The sequence below is a fragment of the Hyphomicrobium sp. genome (assembly GCF_019753045.1).
Lineage (GTDB): Bacteria > Pseudomonadota > Alphaproteobacteria > Rhizobiales > Hyphomicrobiaceae > Hyphomicrobium_B.
This window is the reverse complement of record NZ_JAIELN010000020.1, coordinates 100,565-122,751: the sequence shown is the minus strand read 5'-3', so window position 1 is coordinate 122,751 and position 22,187 is coordinate 100,565. Positions and strand designations below refer to the sequence as shown.

At 59.7% G+C, this 22,187-nt stretch carries 22 protein-coding genes; 10 read left to right on the top strand and 12 right to left on the bottom strand.

From position 1 onward, the window contains the following. Nucleotides 1-59: 59 nt before the first annotated feature. The 9 genes from glnT to K2Q04_RS19685 all read right to left on the bottom strand — a co-directional run bounded on the left by glnT (nucleotide 60) and on the right by K2Q04_RS19685 (nucleotide 10,406). Nucleotides 60-1,367, bottom strand: a complete 1,308-nt coding sequence (gene glnT, locus K2Q04_RS19725) for a type III glutamate--ammonia ligase (protein ID WP_291166750.1) — start codon at nucleotides 1,365-1,367, stop codon at nucleotides 60-62. Nucleotides 1,368-1,453: 86 nt separating this feature from the next. Beyond that, the gene (locus K2Q04_RS19720; protein WP_291166748.1) at nucleotides 1,454-2,791 is read right to left on the bottom strand and encodes an FMN-binding glutamate synthase family protein; all 1,338 of its coding nucleotides are present in this window, start codon (nucleotides 2,789-2,791) and stop codon (nucleotides 1,454-1,456) included. After that, entirely contained in the window at nucleotides 2,791-3,477 is a 687-nt protein-coding gene (locus K2Q04_RS19715; protein ID WP_291166746.1) for a GXGXG domain-containing protein, read from the bottom strand. The genes K2Q04_RS19720 and K2Q04_RS19715 overlap by 1 nt, the downstream gene beginning before the upstream one ends. Nucleotides 3,478-3,500: 23 nt before the next feature. Further along, a complete protein-coding gene (locus K2Q04_RS19710; RefSeq protein WP_291166744.1) occupies nucleotides 3,501-4,397 on the bottom strand; it encodes a glutamine amidotransferase family protein in 897 nt (298 codons plus the stop codon). 119 nt (nucleotides 4,398-4,516) lie between these two features. Beyond that, a complete protein-coding gene (locus K2Q04_RS19705) occupies nucleotides 4,517-5,170 on the bottom strand; it encodes an XRE family transcriptional regulator (protein WP_291166742.1) in 654 nt (217 codons plus the stop codon). A 157-nt stretch (nucleotides 5,171-5,327) separates the two neighbouring features. Continuing rightward, nucleotides 5,328-5,861 (bottom strand): sarcosine oxidase subunit gamma, encoded by a 534-nt coding sequence (locus K2Q04_RS19700; protein ID WP_291166740.1) that lies wholly within the window; start codon nucleotides 5,859-5,861, stop codon nucleotides 5,328-5,330. Then, nucleotides 5,854-8,841, bottom strand: a complete 2,988-nt coding sequence (locus tag K2Q04_RS19695; protein ID WP_291166738.1) for a sarcosine oxidase subunit alpha family protein — start codon at nucleotides 8,839-8,841, stop codon at nucleotides 5,854-5,856. The genes K2Q04_RS19700 and K2Q04_RS19695 overlap by 8 nt, the downstream gene beginning before the upstream one ends. Next, on the bottom strand, nucleotides 8,838-9,131 hold the full coding sequence (locus K2Q04_RS19690) for a sarcosine oxidase subunit delta (protein ID WP_291166736.1): 294 nt from the start codon (nucleotides 9,129-9,131) through the stop codon (nucleotides 8,838-8,840). The genes K2Q04_RS19695 and K2Q04_RS19690 overlap by 4 nt, the downstream gene beginning before the upstream one ends. Nucleotides 9,132-9,143: 12 nt before the next feature. Then, complete coding sequence (locus K2Q04_RS19685; protein WP_291166734.1) at nucleotides 9,144-10,406, bottom strand: sarcosine oxidase subunit beta family protein; 1,263 nt, start codon at nucleotides 10,404-10,406, stop codon at nucleotides 9,144-9,146. Nucleotides 10,407-10,523: 117 nt separating this feature from the next. Between K2Q04_RS19685 and K2Q04_RS19680 the strand changes: the two genes are divergently transcribed. The 3 genes from K2Q04_RS19680 (at nucleotide 10,524) to K2Q04_RS19670 (ending at nucleotide 13,742) form a co-directional block, all read left to right on the top strand. Beyond that, on the top strand, nucleotides 10,524-11,492 hold the full coding sequence (locus tag K2Q04_RS19680; RefSeq protein ID WP_291166732.1) for a LysR family transcriptional regulator: 969 nt from the start codon (nucleotides 10,524-10,526) through the stop codon (nucleotides 11,490-11,492). Nucleotides 11,493-11,698: 206 nt separating this feature from the next. After that, the gene (locus K2Q04_RS19675) at nucleotides 11,699-12,931 is read left to right on the top strand and encodes a CBS domain-containing protein (RefSeq protein WP_291166730.1); all 1,233 of its coding nucleotides are present in this window, start codon (nucleotides 11,699-11,701) and stop codon (nucleotides 12,929-12,931) included. Between the two features lie 67 nt (nucleotides 12,932-12,998). After that, nucleotides 12,999-13,742: a lysozyme gene (locus tag K2Q04_RS19670; protein WP_291166728.1), complete on the top strand. Its 744-nt coding sequence runs from the start codon at nucleotides 12,999-13,001 to the stop codon at nucleotides 13,740-13,742. An 11-nt stretch (nucleotides 13,743-13,753) separates the two neighbouring features. Here the strand turns inward: K2Q04_RS19670 and K2Q04_RS19665 are convergent, their stop codons facing one another. From K2Q04_RS19665 to flgF, 3 genes are all read right to left on the bottom strand, one after another. Next, entirely contained in the window at nucleotides 13,754-14,341 is a 588-nt protein-coding gene (locus K2Q04_RS19665; protein WP_291166726.1) for a hypothetical protein, read from the bottom strand. A gap of 62 nt (nucleotides 14,342-14,403) precedes the next feature. Further along, nucleotides 14,404-15,774 carry a FliI/YscN family ATPase gene (locus K2Q04_RS19660; protein ID WP_291166724.1) on the bottom strand — a complete coding sequence of 457 codons (1,371 nt, stop codon included), beginning with the start codon at nucleotides 15,772-15,774 and terminating at the stop codon, nucleotides 14,404-14,406. A 22-nt stretch (nucleotides 15,775-15,796) separates the two neighbouring features. Further along, complete coding sequence (gene flgF, locus K2Q04_RS19655) at nucleotides 15,797-16,519, bottom strand: flagellar basal-body rod protein FlgF (protein WP_291166722.1); 723 nt, start codon at nucleotides 16,517-16,519, stop codon at nucleotides 15,797-15,799. Between the two features lie 158 nt (nucleotides 16,520-16,677). Here flgF and motA point away from each other — a divergent pair, with 158 nt between their 5' ends. The 7 genes from motA to flgB all read left to right on the top strand — a co-directional run bounded on the left by motA (nucleotide 16,678) and on the right by flgB (nucleotide 22,184). Further along, a complete protein-coding gene (motA, locus tag K2Q04_RS19650; protein WP_291166700.1) occupies nucleotides 16,678-17,565 on the top strand; it encodes a flagellar motor stator protein MotA in 888 nt (295 codons plus the stop codon). A gap of 72 nt (nucleotides 17,566-17,637) precedes the next feature. Then, on the top strand, nucleotides 17,638-18,615 hold the full coding sequence (locus K2Q04_RS19645) for a FliM/FliN family flagellar motor switch protein (RefSeq protein ID WP_291166698.1): 978 nt from the start codon (nucleotides 17,638-17,640) through the stop codon (nucleotides 18,613-18,615). Between the two features lie 80 nt (nucleotides 18,616-18,695). Further along, complete coding sequence (fliN, locus tag K2Q04_RS19640) at nucleotides 18,696-19,127, top strand: flagellar motor switch protein FliN (RefSeq protein WP_291166696.1); 432 nt, start codon at nucleotides 18,696-18,698, stop codon at nucleotides 19,125-19,127. 8 nt (nucleotides 19,128-19,135) lie between these two features. Then, entirely contained in the window at nucleotides 19,136-20,149 is a 1,014-nt protein-coding gene (locus K2Q04_RS19635) for a FliG C-terminal domain-containing protein (RefSeq protein ID WP_291166694.1), read from the top strand. Between the two features lie 24 nt (nucleotides 20,150-20,173). Next, nucleotides 20,174-21,259: a flagellar type III secretion system protein FlhB gene (locus tag K2Q04_RS19630; RefSeq protein ID WP_291166692.1), complete on the top strand. Its 1,086-nt coding sequence runs from the start codon at nucleotides 20,174-20,176 to the stop codon at nucleotides 21,257-21,259. A gap of 15 nt (nucleotides 21,260-21,274) precedes the next feature. Next, entirely contained in the window at nucleotides 21,275-21,694 is a 420-nt protein-coding gene (locus K2Q04_RS19625) for a hypothetical protein (RefSeq protein WP_291166690.1), read from the top strand. Nucleotides 21,695-21,806: 112 nt separating this feature from the next. Next, complete coding sequence (gene flgB / locus K2Q04_RS19620) at nucleotides 21,807-22,184, top strand: flagellar basal body rod protein FlgB (RefSeq protein ID WP_291166688.1); 378 nt, start codon at nucleotides 21,807-21,809, stop codon at nucleotides 22,182-22,184. Nucleotides 22,185-22,187: the final 3 nt, after the last annotated feature.

Below are 22,187 nucleotides of genomic sequence, written 5' to 3'. Positions count from 1 at the left end.
AAAACCCCGGCCAAAGCGGCAGCCGGGGGTAGTTGCTCGTGGAGGAACACGAACGGTAATTAGCAATCCATCGTGTGGTCCTTCTCCCACTGCGTGAAGTGTGAGGCGAAGGAATTCCAGTCTTTCATCTTAAGCTTGATGTAAGCCGCAGAGAACTCGTCACCGAGAGCGGCCTTGAGCGAAGCGTCCTTATCGAAGGCGCGGATCGCGTCGAGTAGGTTCAGCGGCAGGCGCGGCGCGTCAGTCACCAAATGCCCTTCCTGGTACATATCGATGTCGTACCGCTTGCCGGGATGCGCCTTCGAACGAATGCCATCGAGGCCGGCGGCAATGATCACAGCTTGCATCAGATAGGGATTTGCGGCGCCGTCCGGCAGGCGCAACTCGAAGCGGCCCTTGCCCGGCACGCGAACCATGTGCGTGCGGTTGTTGCCAGTCCACGTGACCGAGTTCGGTGACCACGTCGCGCCCGATGTAGTGCGCGGTGCATTGATGCGCTTATACGAGTTGACCGTCGGGTTGGTAATCGCAGCAAGAGCCTCGGCATGTTTCATGATGCCGCCGAGGAAGTTGTAGCCCTGTTGCGACAGGCCCATTTCGTCATGCCCGTCGTAGAACATGTTGGTCTTGCCGTCCTTGTCCCAGACGGAGATGTGGGCGTGGCAGCCATTGCCGGTGAGGTTCGGGAACGGCTTCGGCATGAACGTCGCGCGCAAGCCATGCTTTTCAGCGATCGAGCGCGTCATGAATTTGAAGAACGAATGCCTGTCCGCGGTGAGCAGAGCATCGTCGAAGTTCCAGTTCATTTCCCACTGGCCGTTCGCGTCCTCGTGGTCGTTCTGGTACGGACCCCAGCCGAGTTCGAGCATGTAATCGCAAATTTCTGCGATAACGTCGTAGCGGCGCATCAAGGCCTGCTGATCGTAGCAGGGCTTCGCAGCGGTATCTTTGTTATCGGATATCTCGTTTCCATCCGGAGTGGTCAGGAAGAACTCGCACTCGACACCGGTCTTCACGTAGAGGCCAAGTTCCGCTGCCTCTGCCGCGACCTTCTTCAGAACAACGCGGGGCGCCTGCGCAACATGCTTGTCTTCCATCACGCAATCGGCGGCGACCCATGCAACTTCCTTCCGCCACGGCAGCTGAATAACTGACGATGCGTCCGGCAGACCGAAGAGATCGGGGTGTGCAGGCGTCATGTCGAACCAAGTCGCGAAGCCAGCGAAGCCTGCACCGTCCTTCTGCATGTCGGCGATCGCCGACGAAGGAACGAGCTTGGCGCGCTGCGAACCGAAAAGGTCCGTATACGAGATCATGAAGTAGCGAATGCCGCGCTCTTTTGCGAGCTGGGCTAAGTCTTGAGCCATGGGGTCTTTCCTCGACACTAGATTTGTTTAATTCGTGCGTTTTTTATTTTATCGTTACCCGAGCGAAGGCCAAAAAAAGGGGCAGCTTATAAGCCGCCCGATCCGTTCACTCCAGGAATCCATGACGTTCCAGCAAGGGGTACGCGAGCCATAGCTGCCGCTTCCAGCGTCAACGCACAGAGGTCTTCCGGTTCGAGATTGTGGATGTTGTTGTGTCCTGCCGCGCGAGCGATGGTCTGCACCTCGAGCGTCATAACCTTCAGGTAATTGGCAAGACGGCGTCCGGCCCGTACAGGGTCGAGGCGCTTCGAGAGTTCGGGATCCTGGGTTGTGATGCCCGCCGGATCGCGGCCCTCGTGCCAATCATCGTAGCAGCCGGCTCTGGTGCCGAGCTTCGCGTATTCAGCATCGAGTGCTGGATCGTTGTCGCCCAGAGCAACGAGCGCGGCCATACCGATCGCGACGGCGTCAGCGCCAAGCGCCAGGGCCTTGGCAACGTCGGCACCGTTGCGAATACCGCCCGACACGATGAGCTGAACCTTGCGGTGCATGCCAAGATCCTGCAGGGCCTGAACGGCCGGCCGGATGCAAGCGAGTGTCGGCAGGCCGACGTTCTCGATAAAGACTTCCTGCGTGGCGGCGGTGCCGCCCTGCATGCCATCGAGAACGATGACGTCGGCGCCTGCTTTAACGGCAAGGGCAATGTCATAGTAGGGACGCGTACCGCCGACCTTCACATAGATTGGCTTTTGCCAGTCGGTGATTTCACGGATTTCCAGGATCTTGATTTCAAGATCGTCCGGACCCGTCCAATCGGGATGGCGACAAGCTGAGCGCTGGTCGATGCCCTTCGGCAGGTTGCGCATCTCGGCAACGCGATCCGAAATCTTCTGACCGAGCAGCATGCCGCCGCCGCCTGGCTTGGCGCCCTGACCGACGACGACTTCGATCGCATCCGCTTTACGCAGATCGTCAGGATTCATGCCATAACGAGACGGCAGGTATTGATAGACAAGTGTCTTCGACTGGCCGCGCTCTTCCGGCGTCATGCCGCCGTCGCCTGTCGTCGTAGAAGTGCCGGCGATCGACGCGCCACGGCCAAGCGCTTCCTTCGCGTTTGCCGACAGTGCGCCGAAGCTCATGCCTGCAATCGTGATCGGAATTTTGAGCTCGATCGGCTTCTTGGCGAACCGCGTTCCGAGCGTCACGCTCGTGCTGCAGCGCTCGCGATAGCCTTCGAGAGGATAGCGCGATACGGAGGCGCCGAGAAAAAGAAGATCGTCGAAGTGCGGTACACGGCGCTTGGCGCCGCCTCCGCGGATATCGTAGATGCCAGTCGATGCTGCGCGCCGGATTTCCGACAGCGTGTAGTCATCGAATGTGGCCGAGGGACGTGGCGTTGTAAGCGGGATTTTCGGCGACATCAGTATGCATCCGCGTTGTCGATGTTGAAGTTATAGAGCTTGCGCGCAGAGCCGTATCTCCGGAACTCCGAAGCTTTGGCGTCCTTGATTCCGGCATTCTTGAGCAGGTTCGTGAGCGCTTCCTGATGCTCGGGCCGCATCTCTTTCTCGATGCAGTCGGCGCCAAGGCTTTTCACCTTGCCGCGAACGAAGAGTTTCGCTTCGTAGATCGAATCTCCGAGAGCGTCGCCAGCATCGCCAAGAACGACCAGATGACCTGATTGGGCCATAAAGGCAGACATGTGACCGATATTGCCCTTAACGACGATATCGATGCCCTTCATCGAAATGCCGCACCGCGAGGACGCGTTGCCTTCGATGACAAGGAGACCGCCGCGGCCGGTGGCCCCAGCGTATTGGCTCGCATCGCCCTTAATAACGACGCGACCCGACATCATGTTTTCGGCAACCCCCGGACCGGCCGAGCCGTGTACGGTGACAGTCGCCTTCTTGTTCATCCCCGCACAATAATATCCGACGCTACCGCGGACATCGACATTGATGGGAGCATCGAGGCCAACAGCGATGGCATGTCCGCCGCGTGGATTGAGAATTTCCCACTGAGCTTCGTTGGAGCCATCGGTCTGCCGATGCAGTTCTTCGTTAAGTTCGCGCAACGGGCTTTGTGCCAGATCAATCGTACGCATAAGTTCCCCAATAAGCTGCTGCATCAGCGTTGCCAGAAGTAGACGGTTGACGGTTCCGGCTCCCAGACTTTCGCCTTATCAATTCCAGGCAAGCCTGCGAGTGCGCGATATTCGGAACCGAATGCGACGTAGTCGTCGGTTTCCGCCATGACTGCTGGTTTGCACGCGATTGGATCGCGTACGACGCCGAACCCTTCCTTCGTGCCTACGACGAAATTGAAGAAGCCGTCGAGATCGTCGAGGCTCTTCTCGAGCGCCTCGCCGAGGTTCATGCCCTGCTTCATGCGCCACGTGAGATATGAAGCAGCGACTTCGGTGTCGTTCTCTGTATTGAACTTCATGCCGTCGCGAATGAGTTCGCGGCGCAGGCTGTTGTGGTTCGAAAGCGAGCCGTTGTGCACGAGGCACTCGTCCGCGCCGGTCGAGAAGGGATGCGCGCCGAGCGTCGTCACAGCTGACTCGGTGGCCATGCGCGTGTGGCCGATCGCATGCGTGCCCGACATGTGAGCGAAGTCGAAGCGCTTGGCGACCTCTGTCGGGTAGCCGACTTCCTTATAGATTTCGATATTCTCGCCGGTCGCCATGATGCGGATCGACGGGAAGTCTGAGCTCAGCAGTGCGCGGACGGCATCAAGCTTATCCGACGGAACGCTGAGAACGGCGTGCGTGTCCTTCGTGGTGAGCTTCGCGTCCAATTTCTTGTCCTTCGCGAGAGATGCATTGAGCTTCGCGAAGTCTTCCGCAGCAGTCGCGGACTGCAGCGTGATTTTCGATCGACCTTCAGTACCGGAGCCATAGACGGCGAACCCGGCCGAGTCCGGCCCTCGCTCGCACATCGTCGACAGCATGCCAGAAAGTAGCTGGCCGAGCTGTGGCTCCATTTTTGGGTTCTTTAGAAATAGTCCGACGATGCCACACATGATTGCCTCCAGACCGGGCCACGAAGGAACGGATCTGGACCATAATGACGCGTCATTAAATTGTCAACTCAGGAGAAAGAAGTTTTCTTCAAAAGAAATGCGGGATCGGAAGGCGCGCATCAGGGGCGCGGATAAATGATGATGGAAAGGTATGTCATCGGGGTTTTCACGAGCCGCGCCGGGCCATGCGGAGCAGCACTATCGAAAAGGATCGCATCACCTGGGCTCAGGTGATAGCTGCGATCGGCGTGAGCGTATTCGACTTCACCCGTCAGCATAAAGATGAATTCTACGCCTTCGTGTTGGAAGCCTGTGTACGCAACTGCATCATCCGTCAGCGTGATGAGATACGGCTCGATGATGACGGGGCCATCGAGCGAGTGACCGAGAAGCTGATACTGATGCCCGACCTTCGTTCCGCGCCGGCGTATCACCACGCCTTCGCCGGACTTCACGTAAGAGCAATCGCGGCGCTGTTCGAACGAGGAAAACAGCACAGTCAGCGGGATATTCAATGCAGAAGCCAGCATCTGCAACGTGCTGAGCGACGGAGAAATCTGGCCGTTTTCGATCTTCGACAACATGCCGGGAGATATCTGCGATGCAGTGGCGAGTTCCGCGACCGTCAATCCGGCGTGCTTGCGGTGGTGTCGAACCTGATGACCGATAGCCTGCTCGAGTGTGTGCTCGGCCGCGCCTGGCGCATTCGAGCCCGTCGCAAGAGGTTCCGGCTCCAGCAGCGCAATAGGATTTTTACGTGTTTTATCTGACATGAACGACCTTCCGCCGGTAACGGCGGCTCAAATCATTATTGGAAAAAAATAAGTTCGCACGTCGGGAGTGATTATTCCACTACCCGAACGGAAATTGTCTATTGCCGGAAGGACGCAGGGCCAGAAAAAGCCCCGCTATTGAACAATGGCTATCGTATTAGGCGCTCGCTTTGCGAAGCCAATCTGCAAATTCCCTTGAATACGTGCGGGCACAGGCGAAATCGTACGCTGTACCATCCGGAAGCCGCCAGACGATTACACCAAGATGTGAGACGTGCGTGATTGCAACGTCTCCCGGCTGGAAGCTGTTCTCGTGGAAATCAATTCCCATGTTTCTCAAAAGCGTTTCGGACGGGCGCGATGCGGCAATTCGAAAAATCGTACGGCTGTCCGTAACGTCGACGAGCGAAGCCAATCCATTGAATGTCTTTGCAAGTTCGGCGTAGTGGTCACGACCGGTTTCGTCTTTTTGAACGATGAGCCATTGATCCGGACCCGTCCAGACGATCAGCGCGCCTCGGGCTTCGACCGCTTTCGGCGACGACGGGAGAGAAACTCCGAAGGCCGCGCGAGCGACGTCGTCCAATGAAGCGCGAGCGCCTCGCCGGGCGGCGACATGGGTGACGGTGAGGCCTGTCCGCTCGGAAGCTTCGAGGCTGGCTTTTTTGATATCGTTGGCTAGCTCAGACACGCAGGCGCGCTCCTTCACCATCATAAAATACTGGCGAGACCACTTCGACGAGGATGTCGCTATTCCGGACCGGATCGACTGCCCTCAAAATCTCGCCCATTCGCGATTCGGCACCCGCCAGGAACCCCAGGCCAACCCAGTGGCCGAGTGAGGGAGAGAACGCGACCGACGTCATGAAGCCGAGATCGTTCTTGGCGACAGGCTCGGCGTCCTTGGCGATGAAATGCGCTCCGCCTCTCAGTCGTGCCGATTTGTCGACAGGCTTGAAGCCGACGACGCGCGGCCGGTTAGGATCGGCGAGGCCCGGCCGTTGCGAAAGAATGCGGCCGACAAAGTCCTTCTTCGTCGATGCCATCTTGCCGAGACCGAGATCCGCACAGGTCGTTGTTCCGTTGAGCTCGGGACCCGCGACGTGGCCCTTCTCGATGCGCATGACGCCAAGTGCTTCTGTTCCGTAGGGCGTAACGCCGAATTCTTCGCCCTTCGACATCAGCGTCCGCATCAAGAGATCGCCGTGCCGTGCAGGAACGCCGATTTCGTATGCCATTTCGCCCGAAAACGAGAGGCGATAGAGCCTGGCCTTGATGCCGCCGAGCACGGTGAGCTCGGCCACCGCCATGTACGGGAATGCGGCGTTCGAAATATCGAATGGAGCATCGACGATCTTCGCGAGAAGATCGCGGGCGCGGGGACCGGCAACGGAATACTGCGCCCACTGATCGCTAACCGGGACGATCTGCACGTCGAGATCGGGCCAATGCCATTGGCGGCAGAATTCGAGATGCTGCAGAACCTTGATGGCGTTCGCCGTGGTCGTCGTGATGAAGTAGTGGTCGTCGGCGAAGCGCGCCGCTGTTCCGTCGTCCATCGCGATGCCGTCTTCGCGCAGCATCATGCCATAGCGAGCTTTTCCGACGCCAAGCGTGCTCATCATGTTGATGTAGACACGATCCAGGAACTTGCCGGCGTCGGTGCCGTGTATTTCGATCTTACCGAGCGTCGAGACATCGCAGACGCCGACGGAATTTCTGACCGTGCTCACTTCCCGGCAGACCGTGGTGAGCCAATCGGTTTCGCCGGGCTTCGGGAAATACTGCGCCCTGAGCCATAGGCCCGTCTCGATGAAGACAGCGCCTCTCTCTTTTGCCCAATCGTGCGACGGCGTGAGACGTGTCGGCTTGAAATGCTTGTCGCGATGTTCGCCGGCAAGGGCTCCGAGCGCCACCGGTGTGTATGGCGGACGCGCCGCCGTTACGCCGGTTGCCGGAATGGTCTTGCCCGTCAACGCCGCCAGCATGGCAAGTCCGTTGATGTTTGAAGTCTTGCCCTGATCGGTCGCCATGCCGAGCGTCGTATAGCGCTTCAAATGCTCGACGGATTGGAAACCCTCGCGCTCCGCCAAGCGAACGTCGGCCGCCGTAACGTCGTTCTGCTGGTCGACGAACGCCTTATGCTTCGAACTATCGACGTGCCAGAAGGCAGAGACCTCGGCTGGCTCGTCGTCGGCGGTGGGAATAGCTGCAGCCGTTGCTACAAATCCGCCAGCGGCGGCGGCTGCCGCACCGACCTGCGCACCTTCCTTGAGGCAGGAAGCGAGGCCATAGGTGCCCTTTGCAGAGCCCGAAACGGCCATTCCCTTCGGCAATGCGCCGGGCACGAAAGCGGCCAAGTCATCCCGCCACTGCGGACGGCTGCCTTGATGTGTCGTGACTTGAAGATTGGGGTTGAAACCGCCGGAGACGGCAATGAGATCGCACGCAACGGTTTGTGGCGCGCCATATGAAGCGATGATGCGCGCACCGGTAACGCGAGAACCTCCGAGCGCATCGGCAACGACGGCACCCTCGAAGACGCGAATTCCGTGCTTACGCGCCAGCGATTTGATTGCAGGCGGCAGCGAAGTCCGCGTGTCGACGAGACCCGCGACCGTAACGCCGGCGCTCACAAGATCTTGGATCGTGCTCGCGGCTTCGTCGTTATTCGAGAACACGACGGCCGTTCCGCCGGGCGCCACGCCAAACCGGTTGATGTAGGTGCGCACTGCGCTCGCGAGCATGACGCCCGGGCGATCGTTGTTTCCGAATACGATCGGACGTTCCCCTGCGCCCTGAGCGATGACGGAATGCTTCGCGACGATGCGCCAAAGCCGTTGGCGCGGCACGCCTGCTGCAGGAATGGCGACGTGATCGGCGACGCGTTCAACGGCTCCGAAAGTTCCCGTGTCGTAAGCGCCGAAGACAGTCGTTCGCGACATCAATTTGACGCCGGGGAAAGACTTCAATTCGGCGATGACGGACGCGACCCAGTCCGCGCCGCTTTTGCCGTCGACAGTTCGAGCGTCGCTGAGCAGTCTTCCGCCGAAAGCAAAGCTTTCGTCAGCCAGAATGACCCGTGCCCCTGCTCGCGCGGCCGAAAGCGCCGCCATCAATCCCGACGGGCCCGAACCGACGACAAGCACATCGCAGTACGCGGTGGCCTTATCGTAGCTGTCGGGATCTTGTTCCGGTGCAGCGCGGCCAAGGCCCGCCGCACGCCGGATCATAGGCTCATAGAGCTTCTCCCAGAAGGCGGCTGGCCACATGAACGTCTTGTAGTAGAAGCCCGCCGAGAGAAACGGCGACACAAGTCCGTTGATGGCGAGAAGATCAAGCGACAGCGACGGAAAGCGGTTCTGGCTCTTCGCTTCGAGGCCACCGAAAAGTTCAGCAACGGTCGCTCTCGTGTTGGGCTCACGACGCGCTCCCGAACGAAGCTCGACGAGCGCGTTGGGCTCCTCCGATCCGGCGGTGAGGATGCCCCGCGGACGGTGATATTTGAACGAGCGGCCGACCAGACGAACGCCGTTCGCGAGCAACGCGGAAGCGAGTGTATCGCCTGCGTAACCCGTGTAGGGAACGCCGTCGAACGTAAAATCGAGGAGCTGAGAACGGTCGATCAGTCCGCGATTATTGAGACGTGAAGTTTGAGCCGATTGTGTCATTGCGCCGTGCCCGCAACTTTCTGCCGCGCGAGGGCGACCTCGTGAGCGGATTTGACTTCAAGAATTTCGTGAGTGCGTGTGTCGCGCGTGACGACGAGCCAAGCGTGGCATCCCGCGGCGTGATACCAGAGCTCCTGCATCGGGCCGGCGACGTTGGATCGCTCATACCCGTAGGTGTAAAATGCTTCTTGAGCGTTCGGCGACGCGGGATCGGGGCGCACGACAGCATCTCCGAGATAGGAGAATTCGTCGAGGCTGCGTTCGCCGCAATGTGGGCAATGGATGCGCATGTTGGCTCGCCTTCAGTGCAGGTTGGGCTGATTGCCCATGCCCTTCTCATCGATCATGTGACCAGTGCGGAAGCGATCGAGACGATAGGCTCGCGCTACCTCGTGTGGTTCGTCGCGGGCAATAAGGTGCGCGAAGCACAAGCCCGAAGCAGGCGTTGCTTTGAAGCCGCCGTAACACCAGCCGCCGTTGAAATAGAGTCCCTGTGTCGGCGTCCGATCGATGATCGGCGAGCCATCCATGCTCATGTCCATGATGCCGCCCCAGGAGCGCAGCAGGCGCACCCGGCCGATACGCGGCATCAGCGCCATCCCGCCTTCGAGGACATCCTCGACGACCGGAAGGTTACCCCGCTGCGCGTAGGTATTGTAACCGTCGATGTCGCCACCGAAGACAAGGCCGCCCTTGTCCGATTGGCTGACGTAGAAGTGTCCGGCGCCAAACGTCACGACGCCGTCGATCAAGGGCTTGATGCCTTCGGAGACGAAGGCTTGCAAAACATGACTTTCGATCGGCAGCGTCAAACCGGCCATCGCCGCGACGCGCGAGGAATTGCCAGCAACGGCCAGTCCAACTTTCTTGGCGCCGATGAAGCCGCGCGTCGTCTCAACGCCGGTGATTTTGCCGTTGTCCAAGCGGAAGCCGGTAACTTCGGCGTTCTCGATGATATCGACGCCGAGCCGGTCCGCGCCTCGAGCATAACCCCAAGCCACAGCATCATGGCGCACCGTTCCACCGCGGCGCTGCAGGAGGCCGCCCTGGATTGGGAAGCGGGCGCTATCGTAGTTCAGCCACGGATACATGGAGCGAACCGCTTCGCGATCGAGCAGTTCGGCATCGATGCCGTGAAGGCGCATCGCATTCCCGCGTCGCGCATAAGCGTCGCGCTGTGCATCCGAATGATAAAGATTGAGGACGCCACGCTGCGAGACCATCGCATTGTAGTTCAGGTCCTGCTCCAGGCCCTCCCAGAGCTTCATGCTCGTTTCGTAGAATGGGATGTTGCCCGGCAGGAGATAATTGGAGCGAACGATCGTCGTGTTGCGGCCGACGTTGCCGGAACCGATCCAGCCCTTTTCGACGACCGCGACGTTGGTCAGCCCGTATCTCTTTGCGAGGTAATAAGCCGTCGCGAGGCCATGCCCGCCACCGCCGACGATGACGACGTCGTAGCTGGGTTTGGGAGAAGCCTTACGCCAGGCAGGACCCCAACCGGTCTGCCCACGAAGCCCCTCGAGAAAAACCGAAAAGATGGAATAGCGATCTGAGCGCGGCATGAGATGCTCTGATTTTTCACGCGCGCCAGAGAGTCCAGCCCGCCGTGTATCAACGTTCATGCTTATATATCGGCACGTAATTGACGATAATATAAGAAATACTTATAGTGCGCGGCTATGACGACACGCCCGGCCCGGCTCCCTTTCGATCTTCACGTCCTCGAAGCGTTTCTCGGTGTTTGCGAGGCGCGCTCGATGGCGCTTGCCGCCAAGAGCCTCGCGATGACGCAACCGGCGATCTCTCAAGCCGTCGCCGATCTCGAGCAGAGGATCGGCGTCAAGCTGTTCGCCCGCAGTGTCCGCCCCCTCGCGCTGACCCCTGCCGGCGAATTGATGCGCCAGCGCGCGTCCGCCCTGGTCTCCGAGGCCCGGCAGATTGCGACGGCAATTCGGCATACGTCACGCGGCCGCCTTGCGCTGATCCGCGCCGGATTGGTTGACAGTCTGTCGCGGGCGCTAACCGGGCCGCTTGCGTCGTTTCTCGTCACCCACGCCGATCACGTGTCTGTGCAATCCGGACTGACGTCTGCGCACGCCGGCGCGCTGCTGACGCGAAACCTCGACCTTTTCATCGGCGTCGACGATATGAGCGACGTCGAAGGGTTCGACCGTCATGAGATCGTTACCGAGCCCTACATTCTTGTGCTGCCGCCGAGGCACAAAATCCCGCGCTCCGTGGCAGACCTCGAGGCCTGCGCGGAGAAGCTGCCCTTTATTCGCTACAGCGCCCGTTCGAAGACCGGCATCGATATCGAGCGCCATCTCCGTCGTCTCAATATCGACTTCCCGCAAGGTCTTGAATTCGATACGCCGTTTGGCGTGAGCGACATGGTCGCGCGAGGCAAAGGCTTCGCGATAACGACGCCGATATGTCTCGCCGAAGCAGACCTCGATAACGGCGATGTTCGGACCGTCCCGTTGCCCGGTCCAACACTTAAACGGACCTTAACGCTAGTGAGCCGACGGCATGAACTCGGGACCCTTCCCCGCGACTTGACCAAGGCCTGCAAGTCGTCGCTCGAAGCATCCACCCTTGCTCCGCTCCGAAGCGCCATGCCGTGGCTGGACGAAGATCTCCGAGCTTAACGAGTTAAGCTAACCGAGAGCCCTCTGAGCAACCGGCGAGGCATACGCGTCGCTGTTGCACTGCAATGCGGTAGATCAATATTTCCGCGGTGCAATTGGGCCGAGTTAATGGCCGATCTCCCTGACTTTACGTCGCGTTGGCGCGGTTCGAAACCAGGAGTACCTTTCTCGAATACTTGAAATCCAGATTGGATAACGACTGGCAGATGACGCTGCGGTCTATCATCATTCGAGCAGACGGTGCTCTTGCTGAAACGGAAGACGTTCGCCGGCGAGCGTTCGCACAAACGTTTTCCGAGGCTGGCTTTGATTGGTCATGCGACCGCGAGGGATTTGCCCTCACCGCAAAGCTTGGCGGCGGCGAGGCGCGAATGGCGTACTACGTACGCTCCATCCTTCGCGGTAAGCCCGAGACTGAGGATTTTTCGCTCCTCATTCAGGCCATGCATCGCCGCGCTTCGAAAATCTTCGGCGAGATGCTTTCCACGACGGCGGTCGAGCCCCGCCCCGGCATTCGCGACTTGATCATCGCAGGGCGCAGCGACGGGCTGCGCCTTGTCCTTGTTTCGCTTCTCGAACCCAAAGATACCGAGCGCCTGCTCACCACGCTTCTCGGCGATCGTGGACGGACGCTGTTCGATGCCGTCGTCTCCGGCGATAAATCCGGAAAGGGCGAGTGCGAGCGGCTTTACGCCGAAGCGCGCACGACGCTGGGAATCGATCCCAAACACGCCCTCGTCATCGAAGGCGGACGCCGCGGCACATTGGCTGCGAAGGCGGCGGGATACGATGTCATCACGACCAGAAGCGCCTTCTGTCGGGAAAGTCCGGCCTTCAGCGAGGACACGGTCATTGTGGACGATCTCACGAGCCTTTTGGCGGCGCGTGATCGCAACCCGCACGATCCGCTGACCGCGGAGGACCGGGAAGATCTTTTAGCGGCTATATACCGTCTGCACGCAAGCAAATGCGAAGGGCTGACGGGACTTGATTGGAGCGATCAGATGAAGGTCTCAGACATTCTGAAGACCAAGGGGTCTGCAGTTAAAACCATCGAGGCAAACGCCACGATGCGCGCCTTGGCGCATAGCTTCAGAAAAGAATCCGTTGGCGCGATGCTTGTTCTCGACAACAAGGGCAGTCTCGAGGGAATCATTTCCGAAAGAGATTTGGCGCGCGGCATCGACGAGTTCGGCATCGACTTGCCCCAGATGCGCGTCGCCAATCTGATGACCCGTTCTGTCATCACCTGTGCACCCGACGATCGCGTGGCAGCTGTCGCCAGCATAATGACCCAGCGGCGCATCCGTCATTTGCCCGTGGTGGTCGAAGGCAAGGTCGTCGGCCTCATCAGTATCGGTGACGTGCTGAAGCACCGGTTGGACGAGGTGCAACTCGAAGCGAGCGTGCTGAGAGACGTCGCACGGTCGCGGCGCTAGATCGTCGTCCTCAGGAAAAACCCTCGACACCAGCTTGCCGCAAGGTATCCATGCCAAAGCAACGGGTATGGTCGACCCAAGCTATCTTGACGCAATAAAGCAGTTCGAAGGCTACACAGCCAAGGCCCGTTGGGATTACGCCCAGAACTCCAACGGCTATGGCACGCGTGCGCGCTTCGCGGGCGAAGTCATCGATCAGGCCGAGGCCGACCGGCGCTTCTCGGACGAGATAAAAAAGGCCGCAGACTTCGTCGATAAATTTGCGCCCGGTCTCGACGACGGCAGCAGAGCCGCATTGACGTCTCTGACGTACAACGCAGGCACCGCTTGGTCGAAAAGCGGGCTTGGCCAAGCCGTCGCGAGTGGCGATCTCGATACCGCGCGCTCGCTCTTCCTCCAATATAATAAGGCTGGCGGCAACGTCTTGGACGGTCTCGTGCAGCGGCGGCTGCAGGAAGTAGCCTGGTTCGGCCAGGGTGGGCCGACCGCGCAAGTCGCCAATGCAAGTCTTGCAGCGATGGCCGCAGCAGCAAGCGGCGCAGCGTCCGTACTGAGCGCGGTTACCGATGCGCCTTCCGCGGCAACAGTCGTGGCAACGCCACGGCCTGTGGTTCAGTCGACGGCATCATCGTCGATCGATTCCGCGCCCACGTCCTTCGCCAGCCTCACCAGCGACCAGGTTCTCCTGTCGCTGCTGTCGCAAATGTCGACCGCGTCAGCGAGAGGCGGGAATGACGACGACACCAAGAAGTCGGAACACCGGGCCGATCAGAAATCCCGGGAAAATGATATTCGGGTCAGCACCGGCTGAGGTAAGGCCAGCTAGCCGAAGAATCTGATCCCAATGGCAATCGCCGCCATCACCGCGACGACAGCAATCGCGGCGTACTTGACCGCGGCTAGGTTTGGCTGCGACGCGTCGTCGGACTTGGATCCGCGCCCGCCGTTGGCGGCGCCCCTGCCATCGGCGGGAAGGCTGCCCGCCTTGCCCATCAGAAACCGCTGCATGAACGTCTGAAGATCGAGCGACGATACCGTTTGGGCGGTCAGCGGGTAGCTTTGGCCGAGCGGCAACGCCGTTCCGTTGGCCGGCAGATCCGCCCGGAAAACCGAATCGTCTTCGACGTAACGGGCGGCAATACGGTTCGGCGTGGATGGAACGTCTCCGCCCCTCGCGGCAGCCCGGGTTGCGTCAGGAGGGACCGAGGCGCCGAGCTGCTCGTCGAGCAACGTCAGCAATACGGGCGCCATGGTTTTGTCGTTGTGCGAGATCGGCGGAGCGATGTTACGCGCCGCGTCGTTGCCCGGCTCCTGCGGCGAGGGGTTCTGATTGCGAAGGAGTTGGCGATCGCCTCGCATCAGCGTGTCTGTCGCAATCAGACGGGCGATGGTATCCGTATTCGTCGCCATGTTTGTTCCGCCTCGGGTGTCAGATCCCTTTTTCGACGCCTACGAGCAAGCCGCGTGAACTCCTAGCGTGGTGGTGCGGAGTTGGGCCGCTGCCCGCCTGGCAACGTCTCGGAAAGATAGGCGAACACATCCGCGACGGGCTCTTCATCGAGATCCTGCTTCACCGCTTCGTAAACGCGCGGAACGATTTCCATCGCGCGATCGAGTGTCGGGTCGGTTCCGGGCCGATAGCCGCTGATGGCGCGGAGATCGCGCGTGTCCTCGTAACGGGAAATGACCTCGATCAGTTGAGTCACGAACTGTGCTTGGTTTTTCGTTCTGATCTTCGGTGCCAAGCGCGATAGCGACGCTAGCGGATCGACGGCCGGAAGCCGGCCCTGGCTCGCGATGCTGCGATCGAGAACGATATGCCCGTCGAGGATGCCTCTCGCGGCGTCGGCGATCGGATCGTTGTGATCGTCGCCGTCGACGAGAACGGACAGGATCGCGGTGATCGTTCCGGCACCTTCTTCGCCAGGTCCGGCCCGTTCGAGCAAGCGCGGCAGGTTGCTGAAGACGCTCGGCGGATACCCGCGAGCGACGGGCGGCTCGTCGGCAGCGAGCGCCAGCTCGCGCATGGCATGAGCGTAACGCGTCAGGGAATCGATAATGAGAAGAACGTTTTTTCCGCGATCCCGGTAATATTCGGCGATGCACATCGCGGTACTCGGCGCTAAGCGCCGCATCATCGGGCTCTCGTCAGATGTGGCGACGACCGAAACGACCCGCGAGCGTGAGGCTGCAAGCGTATCGTCTAGAAAGTCCCTCACTTCCCGGCTTCGTTCGCCGACGAGCGCCAGAACCGTGACGTCGCTCGATGGCGCCCGGCTCAGCATGGCAAGCAACGTCGATTTGCCGACGCCGGAGCCCGCGAAGATGCCAAGTCTCTGGCCCGCGCAGATGGGAGTGAAAAGATCGATCGCCTTGACGCCGGTCGTCAGCGGCGTGCCGAGCCTGTTCCGGCGGAGCGGCGAAGGCGGCGTGCCTTGGATCGTGAACGCCCGGTCGCCGATGATGAGAGGATCGCCGTCGTCGATCGGCTGTCCCAACGCGTTGAGCGTTCTGCCGAGCCAGGATTCGTGAGGCGAAAGCGTCAATTGCCCGGACAACGCAGTGACCCGCGCGCCAAGTTCGATCCTATGATCGGCGATGAACGGCGTGACGTTGATCGCTTCGGCTTCGATCGTCGCGACCTCCGCGAGCACTGGGCCGCCGAGGCCAGCGATCGAAACCGCATCACCGATTGAAACGAATTTTGAAAGGCCGGATACGACCAGGAACGTCGTGCTGATCCGAACGACGCGTCCGGACACCCGGTGCGCCGGTGTTCGCGATGCCGTCGCCATCAGCTCGTCCAACCGGTCGAACGGCGTCGCTGTTGCCTCGGCGGTCAACAATCCCCCCTCCGGCTAGACATCACGAGCCCGCGAGAGTTTTCAGAGAATCGTCGAGCGAGTTTTCGGTGGCGCTCAGCATATTGGTGACGGCCTGGAAATTCCGTTGAATGGTAATGAGGTGCGTCATTTCCAGGATCGGATTGACGTTCGATTTCTCGACGTATCCTTGCACGACGCCATTGTTGAGGAAGTCGATCTCGGGCGTTGGTGCAATGTCGGACACGACCGACGCGCCCTCGGCTCTCGTCAGAATTGCTCCGCGCGGCATCCGGTAAAGCCCGAGCGCGCCGAGATTGTTGCCCGACTGCTCGATCGTGCCAGCTTTGTTGATGGTCGGTGCCGGATCATTGGGATTGAGCTGCACCGGCGATCCGCCGGCGTCGAGAATTGGGTAGCCCGCAAGCGTCGTCAGAACGCCTTCGCTCGTCATCTGCATGCGCCCGTCGCGCGTATAGGCAACTCCGTTCGGAGTTTGGATAGCCAGGAACGAATCGCCTCTCACCGCGACATCGAGGGGGTTTCCGGTCTGCGTAACTTCGCCGGTCTTCATCGAAAGATGGTTCTTGCCTTTCGAAACGAAGCTAACGGGTTCCTTGCCCGCCGGTGTCAGGAGCTCCTCGAACGACATTTCTTCGCCACGGAATCCCACAGTGTTGGTGTTCGCGACGTTGTTCGCGACCGTATCGAGGCGTCGTTGCAGCGCCATCTGAGCAGAGAGGGCGACGTAGATATTCGATGGCATGCGTTGCAATCCGTCTTCGTGGATCTCGTCCTGTCGCCGAAACGTAACAACGCGAACTTGTGGGTGGCTGACACCCCGCGCGCTGGGACGAGCAAGTCCCACGCAAGCCAAAGCGCCCTTTATGGGTTTTCGCCTAAATTGGCATTTGGGATACCCTCGTGACCATTCTGCTCGGCCTGATTATCACACTGGTCTGCATGCTCGGCGGCTTCACCGCTATGGGTGGCCACGTCTGGGTTATCTGGCAACCCTGGGAATACGTCATCATTTGCGGCTCGGCCTTGGGCGCGTTTGTCGTCGCCAATCCGATGAAAACGATCAAGGACACGGGTAAAGCCACGCTTGAGGCTATCAAGAACGGTACGCCGACGAAGGCCGAGAATATCGAGCTTCTTGCGCTGCTCTTTTTCATGATGCGCGAGCTTCGCGATAAATCCCGCGCCGAAATGGAAATGATCATCGATGCGCCCCAGGACGCAGAAGTGTTCAAGCGGTCGCCGACCGTCACTGCGAACGAAGAACTGACGACCTTCATCTGCGACTATTTCCGTCTCATCATTATGGGGAATGCCCGGACCCACGAGATCGAATCGTTGATGGACGAGGAAATCGAAACCGTGCGGCACGATAAGCTAAAGGCCTATCACGCGCTCATTGCCGTCAGTGACGGTCTGCCGGCTCTCGGCATCATCGCTGCGGTTCTTGGTGTCGTGAAAGCCATGGGCGCGATCGACCAGTCCCCGGAGATCCTCGGTCACCTCATCGCCTCCGCTCTTGTCGGAACGTTCGCGGGTATCTTCTTTTCCTACGCGGTCGTCGGCCCCCTTGCGACGAAGGTGAAGCTCATCCGTGAAAAGAATTTGCGATCCTACGTAATCGTCAAGCAATCGCTGTTGGCGTTCATGAACGGCGCTATGCCTCAGGTTGCTATCGAACACGGCCGCAAAGCGATTTCGGCGTACGAACGCCCGACGATCAACGAGGTTGAGACGGCGACGATGGGCGGCGGTCTCGATCGCCGCGGTCAAGAAAGAAAGGCAGCCTGATGTTCCGGCAAGCGCTTTGCGTTTTCTCCGGGCCATCTGCAAACGCGGCGATGACATCGCGAGGCGGCCGATATGTCGAATAGCGCGCTGAACGAAGTCGCAGCCAAGAAGCGGATGGAAACGGAAAGATCGCTCGAGCGCGCGCTTTCGACCGGTCAAAACAGTCCCGATCGCCTGCCGGGCCTGCAGATGATATTTGGTCAGCTGCCGCGCGTGATGACCGAGGAGATCGGCAATCTCTCGCTTTTGCCGCTGAAAGTGCGCCTTCTCGATCTCTCGGCCTCGACCATTGGCGATACCTGCGCACTGCCGCAGGGCGCGTTCGCCGGTGTGGTGCGCGCCGAAAGATGGAGAAGCTGGCTCTATTTTCTCGCCGATCCGGCCGCGACCACACTTTTCGTTGAGGCGGCGACAGGCTGCGAGGGCTTTCCGCCGGGTGGTCTGCGAGCGAGGAAGCCGACCCGAACCGACGCGAACGTCCTGCGTGTTCTGTTCCGGCGCGTTGCGCGTGCCATGACGAGCGCATTCTCGATTCTCGTCGATGTCGGCTTCGACATCGGAGCCGTTGTCGAAAAGATCGAGCTCGAACCGCAGCTGACGACTTCATCGCCCGTCATCGCCGCGCGGCTGTCTCTGGACTACGGCGGCCATATCGGCATCGTAACGATCGTCATCCCACAGGCGGCGCTTGATCCCATCCGCCATGTGCTCGCAGGCCCAACCCCGAGCGAGGCCCTGAACGTCGCGGCGCACCGCACTCGCGACGACCCTGCGTGGTCGAAGCAGCTATCCGAGGAAATCGCTCGTTCCTTCATCGAGCTCAACGGCGTTCTCGAGGAACGCCCCATTTCCCTCGGTGAAGTCCAACGATTCGCCGTCGGCTCGGTCGTCGAGCTGCAGTTGTCGTCGATGTCGCGTGTTCGGCTCGATGCCGACGAAAGCCCGGTGTTCTGGTGCGAATTGGGTAAGCGCGACAACGCGCTGATACTGCGTGTCGATGACGAATTCGATCAGCAGAGGGAAGCCGTGGATGAATACTACGGGCTTTAGCGCGCCCCGCCACAAGGCTGCGGCATGCTTCGAATGTCAGAATTTGAGTCGGAATACCTTAGCACGAGGAAATAGCCGGAATGACGCCGAGTAATGCAGTAGAAGCGGAAGTCGCTTCGGAAGCGACAGAAGCCGGCTTCGATCAAGCGCTGGCCGGTATGGGCGATTTCAGCGAAGCAATGGCCGCGGGCTTGGCGGAAAGTCCGCACAACGCCGCCCATGTCGACGCGCACGCCGATGCGACGGACTTCGGCGGCAACAGCGCCTTGATCATGGGCCTGCCGGTGATGATGAAAGTCGTCCTCGGCTCGACCAAGATGCCCGTCGCGAGCCTGGCGAAGTTGGCAAAGGGCTCGGTGGTCAAGCTCGACAAGATGGTCGGCGATCCGGTCGATATTCTCGTCAATGGCCGCTTAATAGCGCGCGGAGAGGTCGTCGTTCTGAACGAAGGAACCTCGCGCTTCGGTGTCGTGCTGACTCAGGTCGGCGCCCTGCCCACCGCCGGAAAATAGTGACCTACATGCAGTCCATGCGCGACCCGTTGTCAGATTCCGGACGAACGCTGACGGGACCCGAGAAAGTCGGAGTGCTTCTTCTTGCGCTCGGCAAGCAACGCGCAAGCGGTCTCCTCAAAAAATTCAATCCTGAAGAACTGAACATTCTCGTTCGCTCCGCCGAGATCATGCCGACGATTTCAGCGGCCGAGCTCGAAGAGATCGTCCAGGAATTTGAAAGCCAGTTCGGTCAAGGTACGCCGTTTCTCGGTCGCGCCGAAGATGTCAAACGTCTGGTGACGGACGTCATTTCCGAGAACAAATCGACCGGCGATCCCAATGATCAATTCATTGCGCGCCAGGATATTTGGAGCCAGCTCGCCGGACTTCCCGACGATGTGCTGCAGGCGCATTTCCATCAACAATCGCCGCAAGTCGCCGCGTATTATCTCGACCGCCTTGGTAGCGAACGGGCATCTGTAGTTCTAAAGGGCTTTCCGGTCGCTGAGCGCAACGATCTTCTCTACCGCATACTCGGACTCGGCCAGGTCGCACCTCAGGTCGTGGAAGCTCTCGAAAGCGGTTTGAACGAAGAACTGTTCGATAATGATCGGCGCTCTTCCGATAAGCATTTGTCGCTCGCAGGCATCCTGAACAATCTCGACCGCGAGGATTCGGCCCAGGCCCTGCAATACCTTGCCAGCATCAAACCGAAGGACGCCGAAGCGATCCGCAAGATGCTGTTCAAGTTCGAGGATTTGTTGAAACTGCCTGCGCGTGCACTGACAGTGTTGATGGATGGCATTCCGGTGGAGCGCACGGTTCTCGCGCTTCAAGGCGCCGATGCGGAACTGCAGAGCAAGGTTCTTTCCGCGCTGTCGCCGCGGGCTCGCCGCATGGCGGAAGCGGAATTGCAAAGCCCCGCCAACGTTCCCGCGCGCGACATTTCCGATGCGCGGCGAGCGATGGTTGATTCGGTTCTGCGGCTTTCAGCCGAAGGCGCAATCGATATCTCGAGCACGTCCTTAGAAACCGCCTAGTCGGCAGGACGCGGGAGCTCGATCGTGGCCGAAGGGCAGGATAAAGAAAGCCGCACAGAAGAAGCGACAGACAAGCGAATGTCTGACGCTCGCGGAGAGGGCAACATCCCGATCTCGCAGGAGGCCACCAATTTCGCGTATCTTCTCGCGGCGCTTCTGGTCATCTCGGTCCTCGGCCAAGTTTTTCTGACCAACTTCGCTGAGCTTCTGATGGGGTTGCTAACCAACGCCGGCTCCATTCGCCTGGAGAGTGCGGGCGATCTCGGCATGGTTTTCGACGTGGTGGGAAGAAACGCCGCGCTTATGACGGCTCCCATCATACTCTGCTTTTCCGCGGCCGGCGTATTGGCATCGGTGCTCCAGACACCGCCACTTCCAATCTTCAAGCGGGTGACGCCGGAGCTTTCTCGGTTATCTCTGGCGACGGGCTGGAAGCGCATCTTCAGCGCGAACGGATCGTTCGAGTTTCTCAAGCTCACGCTCAGATTGATCATCGTCGCTGCAACGTCCGGCGCGGTCCTGATGCTGCTGTGGAACGAGTTCGCCAATTCGATTTGGAGCGATCCAGCAGCCATTCTCAGGCTGTCGCAAAAGAGCGTCACCCTGTTGCTCACGTCGCTGGCGGTCCTTTCGTTTTGTCTTCTGATTTTCGATCTGCCTGTCACGCACGTGCTTTGGCGCCGTCAGCTCCGAATGGCGCCGCAGGAAGTCAAAGACGAACGAAAGCAGTCGGAAGGCGATCCGCTCATCAAGGCGCGGCGGCGTTCCATCGCCCGATCCCGCGCACGCCAGCGCATGCTTCACGCGGTGCCGCGTGCAACCTTGGTCATCGCCAACCCGACTCACTTTGCCGTGGCGCTCCGCTACGTCCGTTCAGAAGGCGGCGCACCGCGTGTCGTCGCCAAGGGGCAGGATCTCGTAGCGCTCTCGATTCGCAGAATTGCCGAAGAAAATGACATTCCAGTCATAGAAGACAAGGCCCTCGCAAGGTCCCTCTATGCAAAAGTGAGTGTGGATCAAATGATCCCGGTCGAATTCTACAAGGCGGTCGCCGCGATTCTCCTTCGCCTTCAGGCGGGGCGAAACCGGTCCGGTCCGGTACGTGCTTAAAGGGAAAAGGCGTTGATGATTCCATTTCGCATCGATCATTCGGAAGTTCGAGAGAAGATTCTCGGCGAGAGCATCCGTTGCGTCGCATCCGACTTGCGCTTGATCGACCTTCCCGACCTCGTCAGCTATTTGAAAACCGGTCAGATCGCGAGCATTGGCTCGCTTGTGCAGTCCTCGATCGAGCTGTCGTTCAAGCCGGAAACGTTGACCTTCGGCCACGCGGGCGATGTCTACCTGGAGTGGGGATCGCTGCCCCGCGTATTACTCGATATGGAATTTCACCATCAGTCCGTCCACGTTTATTTCAGGCTGATCCTCGAGGCCGAGGAGGCGGGCGTCGAAATCACCTACATCTCTTTCGAAGGCGAATCCGTCAGCCCAGGCCGAAACACGACGAGGTTGCACGATGCGCTCGGAGAAGCCCGCCTCAATTGAGGACGCTTAAGGCGTGCCGCGCGAGAAGTTGCGGCCGCACAGCCGACTGTTCAGGCCGACGCAAGGGAGCGGGTGCACATAGGAAAGTGGGGCCACCTAAGGATCGCTTTTCATGCAGCCCATGCAACTTTTCAATCTGGCGTTTCGCCAAAATGAGTGGCTCGCGCAGCGCCAGTCGGTGATTTCGTCGAACATCGCCAACGCCAATACGCCCGGCTACAAGGCGAAAGACGTCGAAAGTTTCGAAGACGTGATGAGCAAATCCGTATCGATGACGGTGACCGACGGACAGCACATGGCCTCGGCCGATATCGGTAATTTGCGCCAGCAGGAGAGCGGTTTCGGTGAGGCCGAGATTCTCGTTTCTGGCAACGACGTCAATCTCGAACAGGAATTTCTCAAGTCTAACGAGGTCATGCGCAGTTACACGATGAACACGCAGATCATGCGGACGTTCGACGGGATGCTGCGATCCGTGACGAAAGGCTAATCC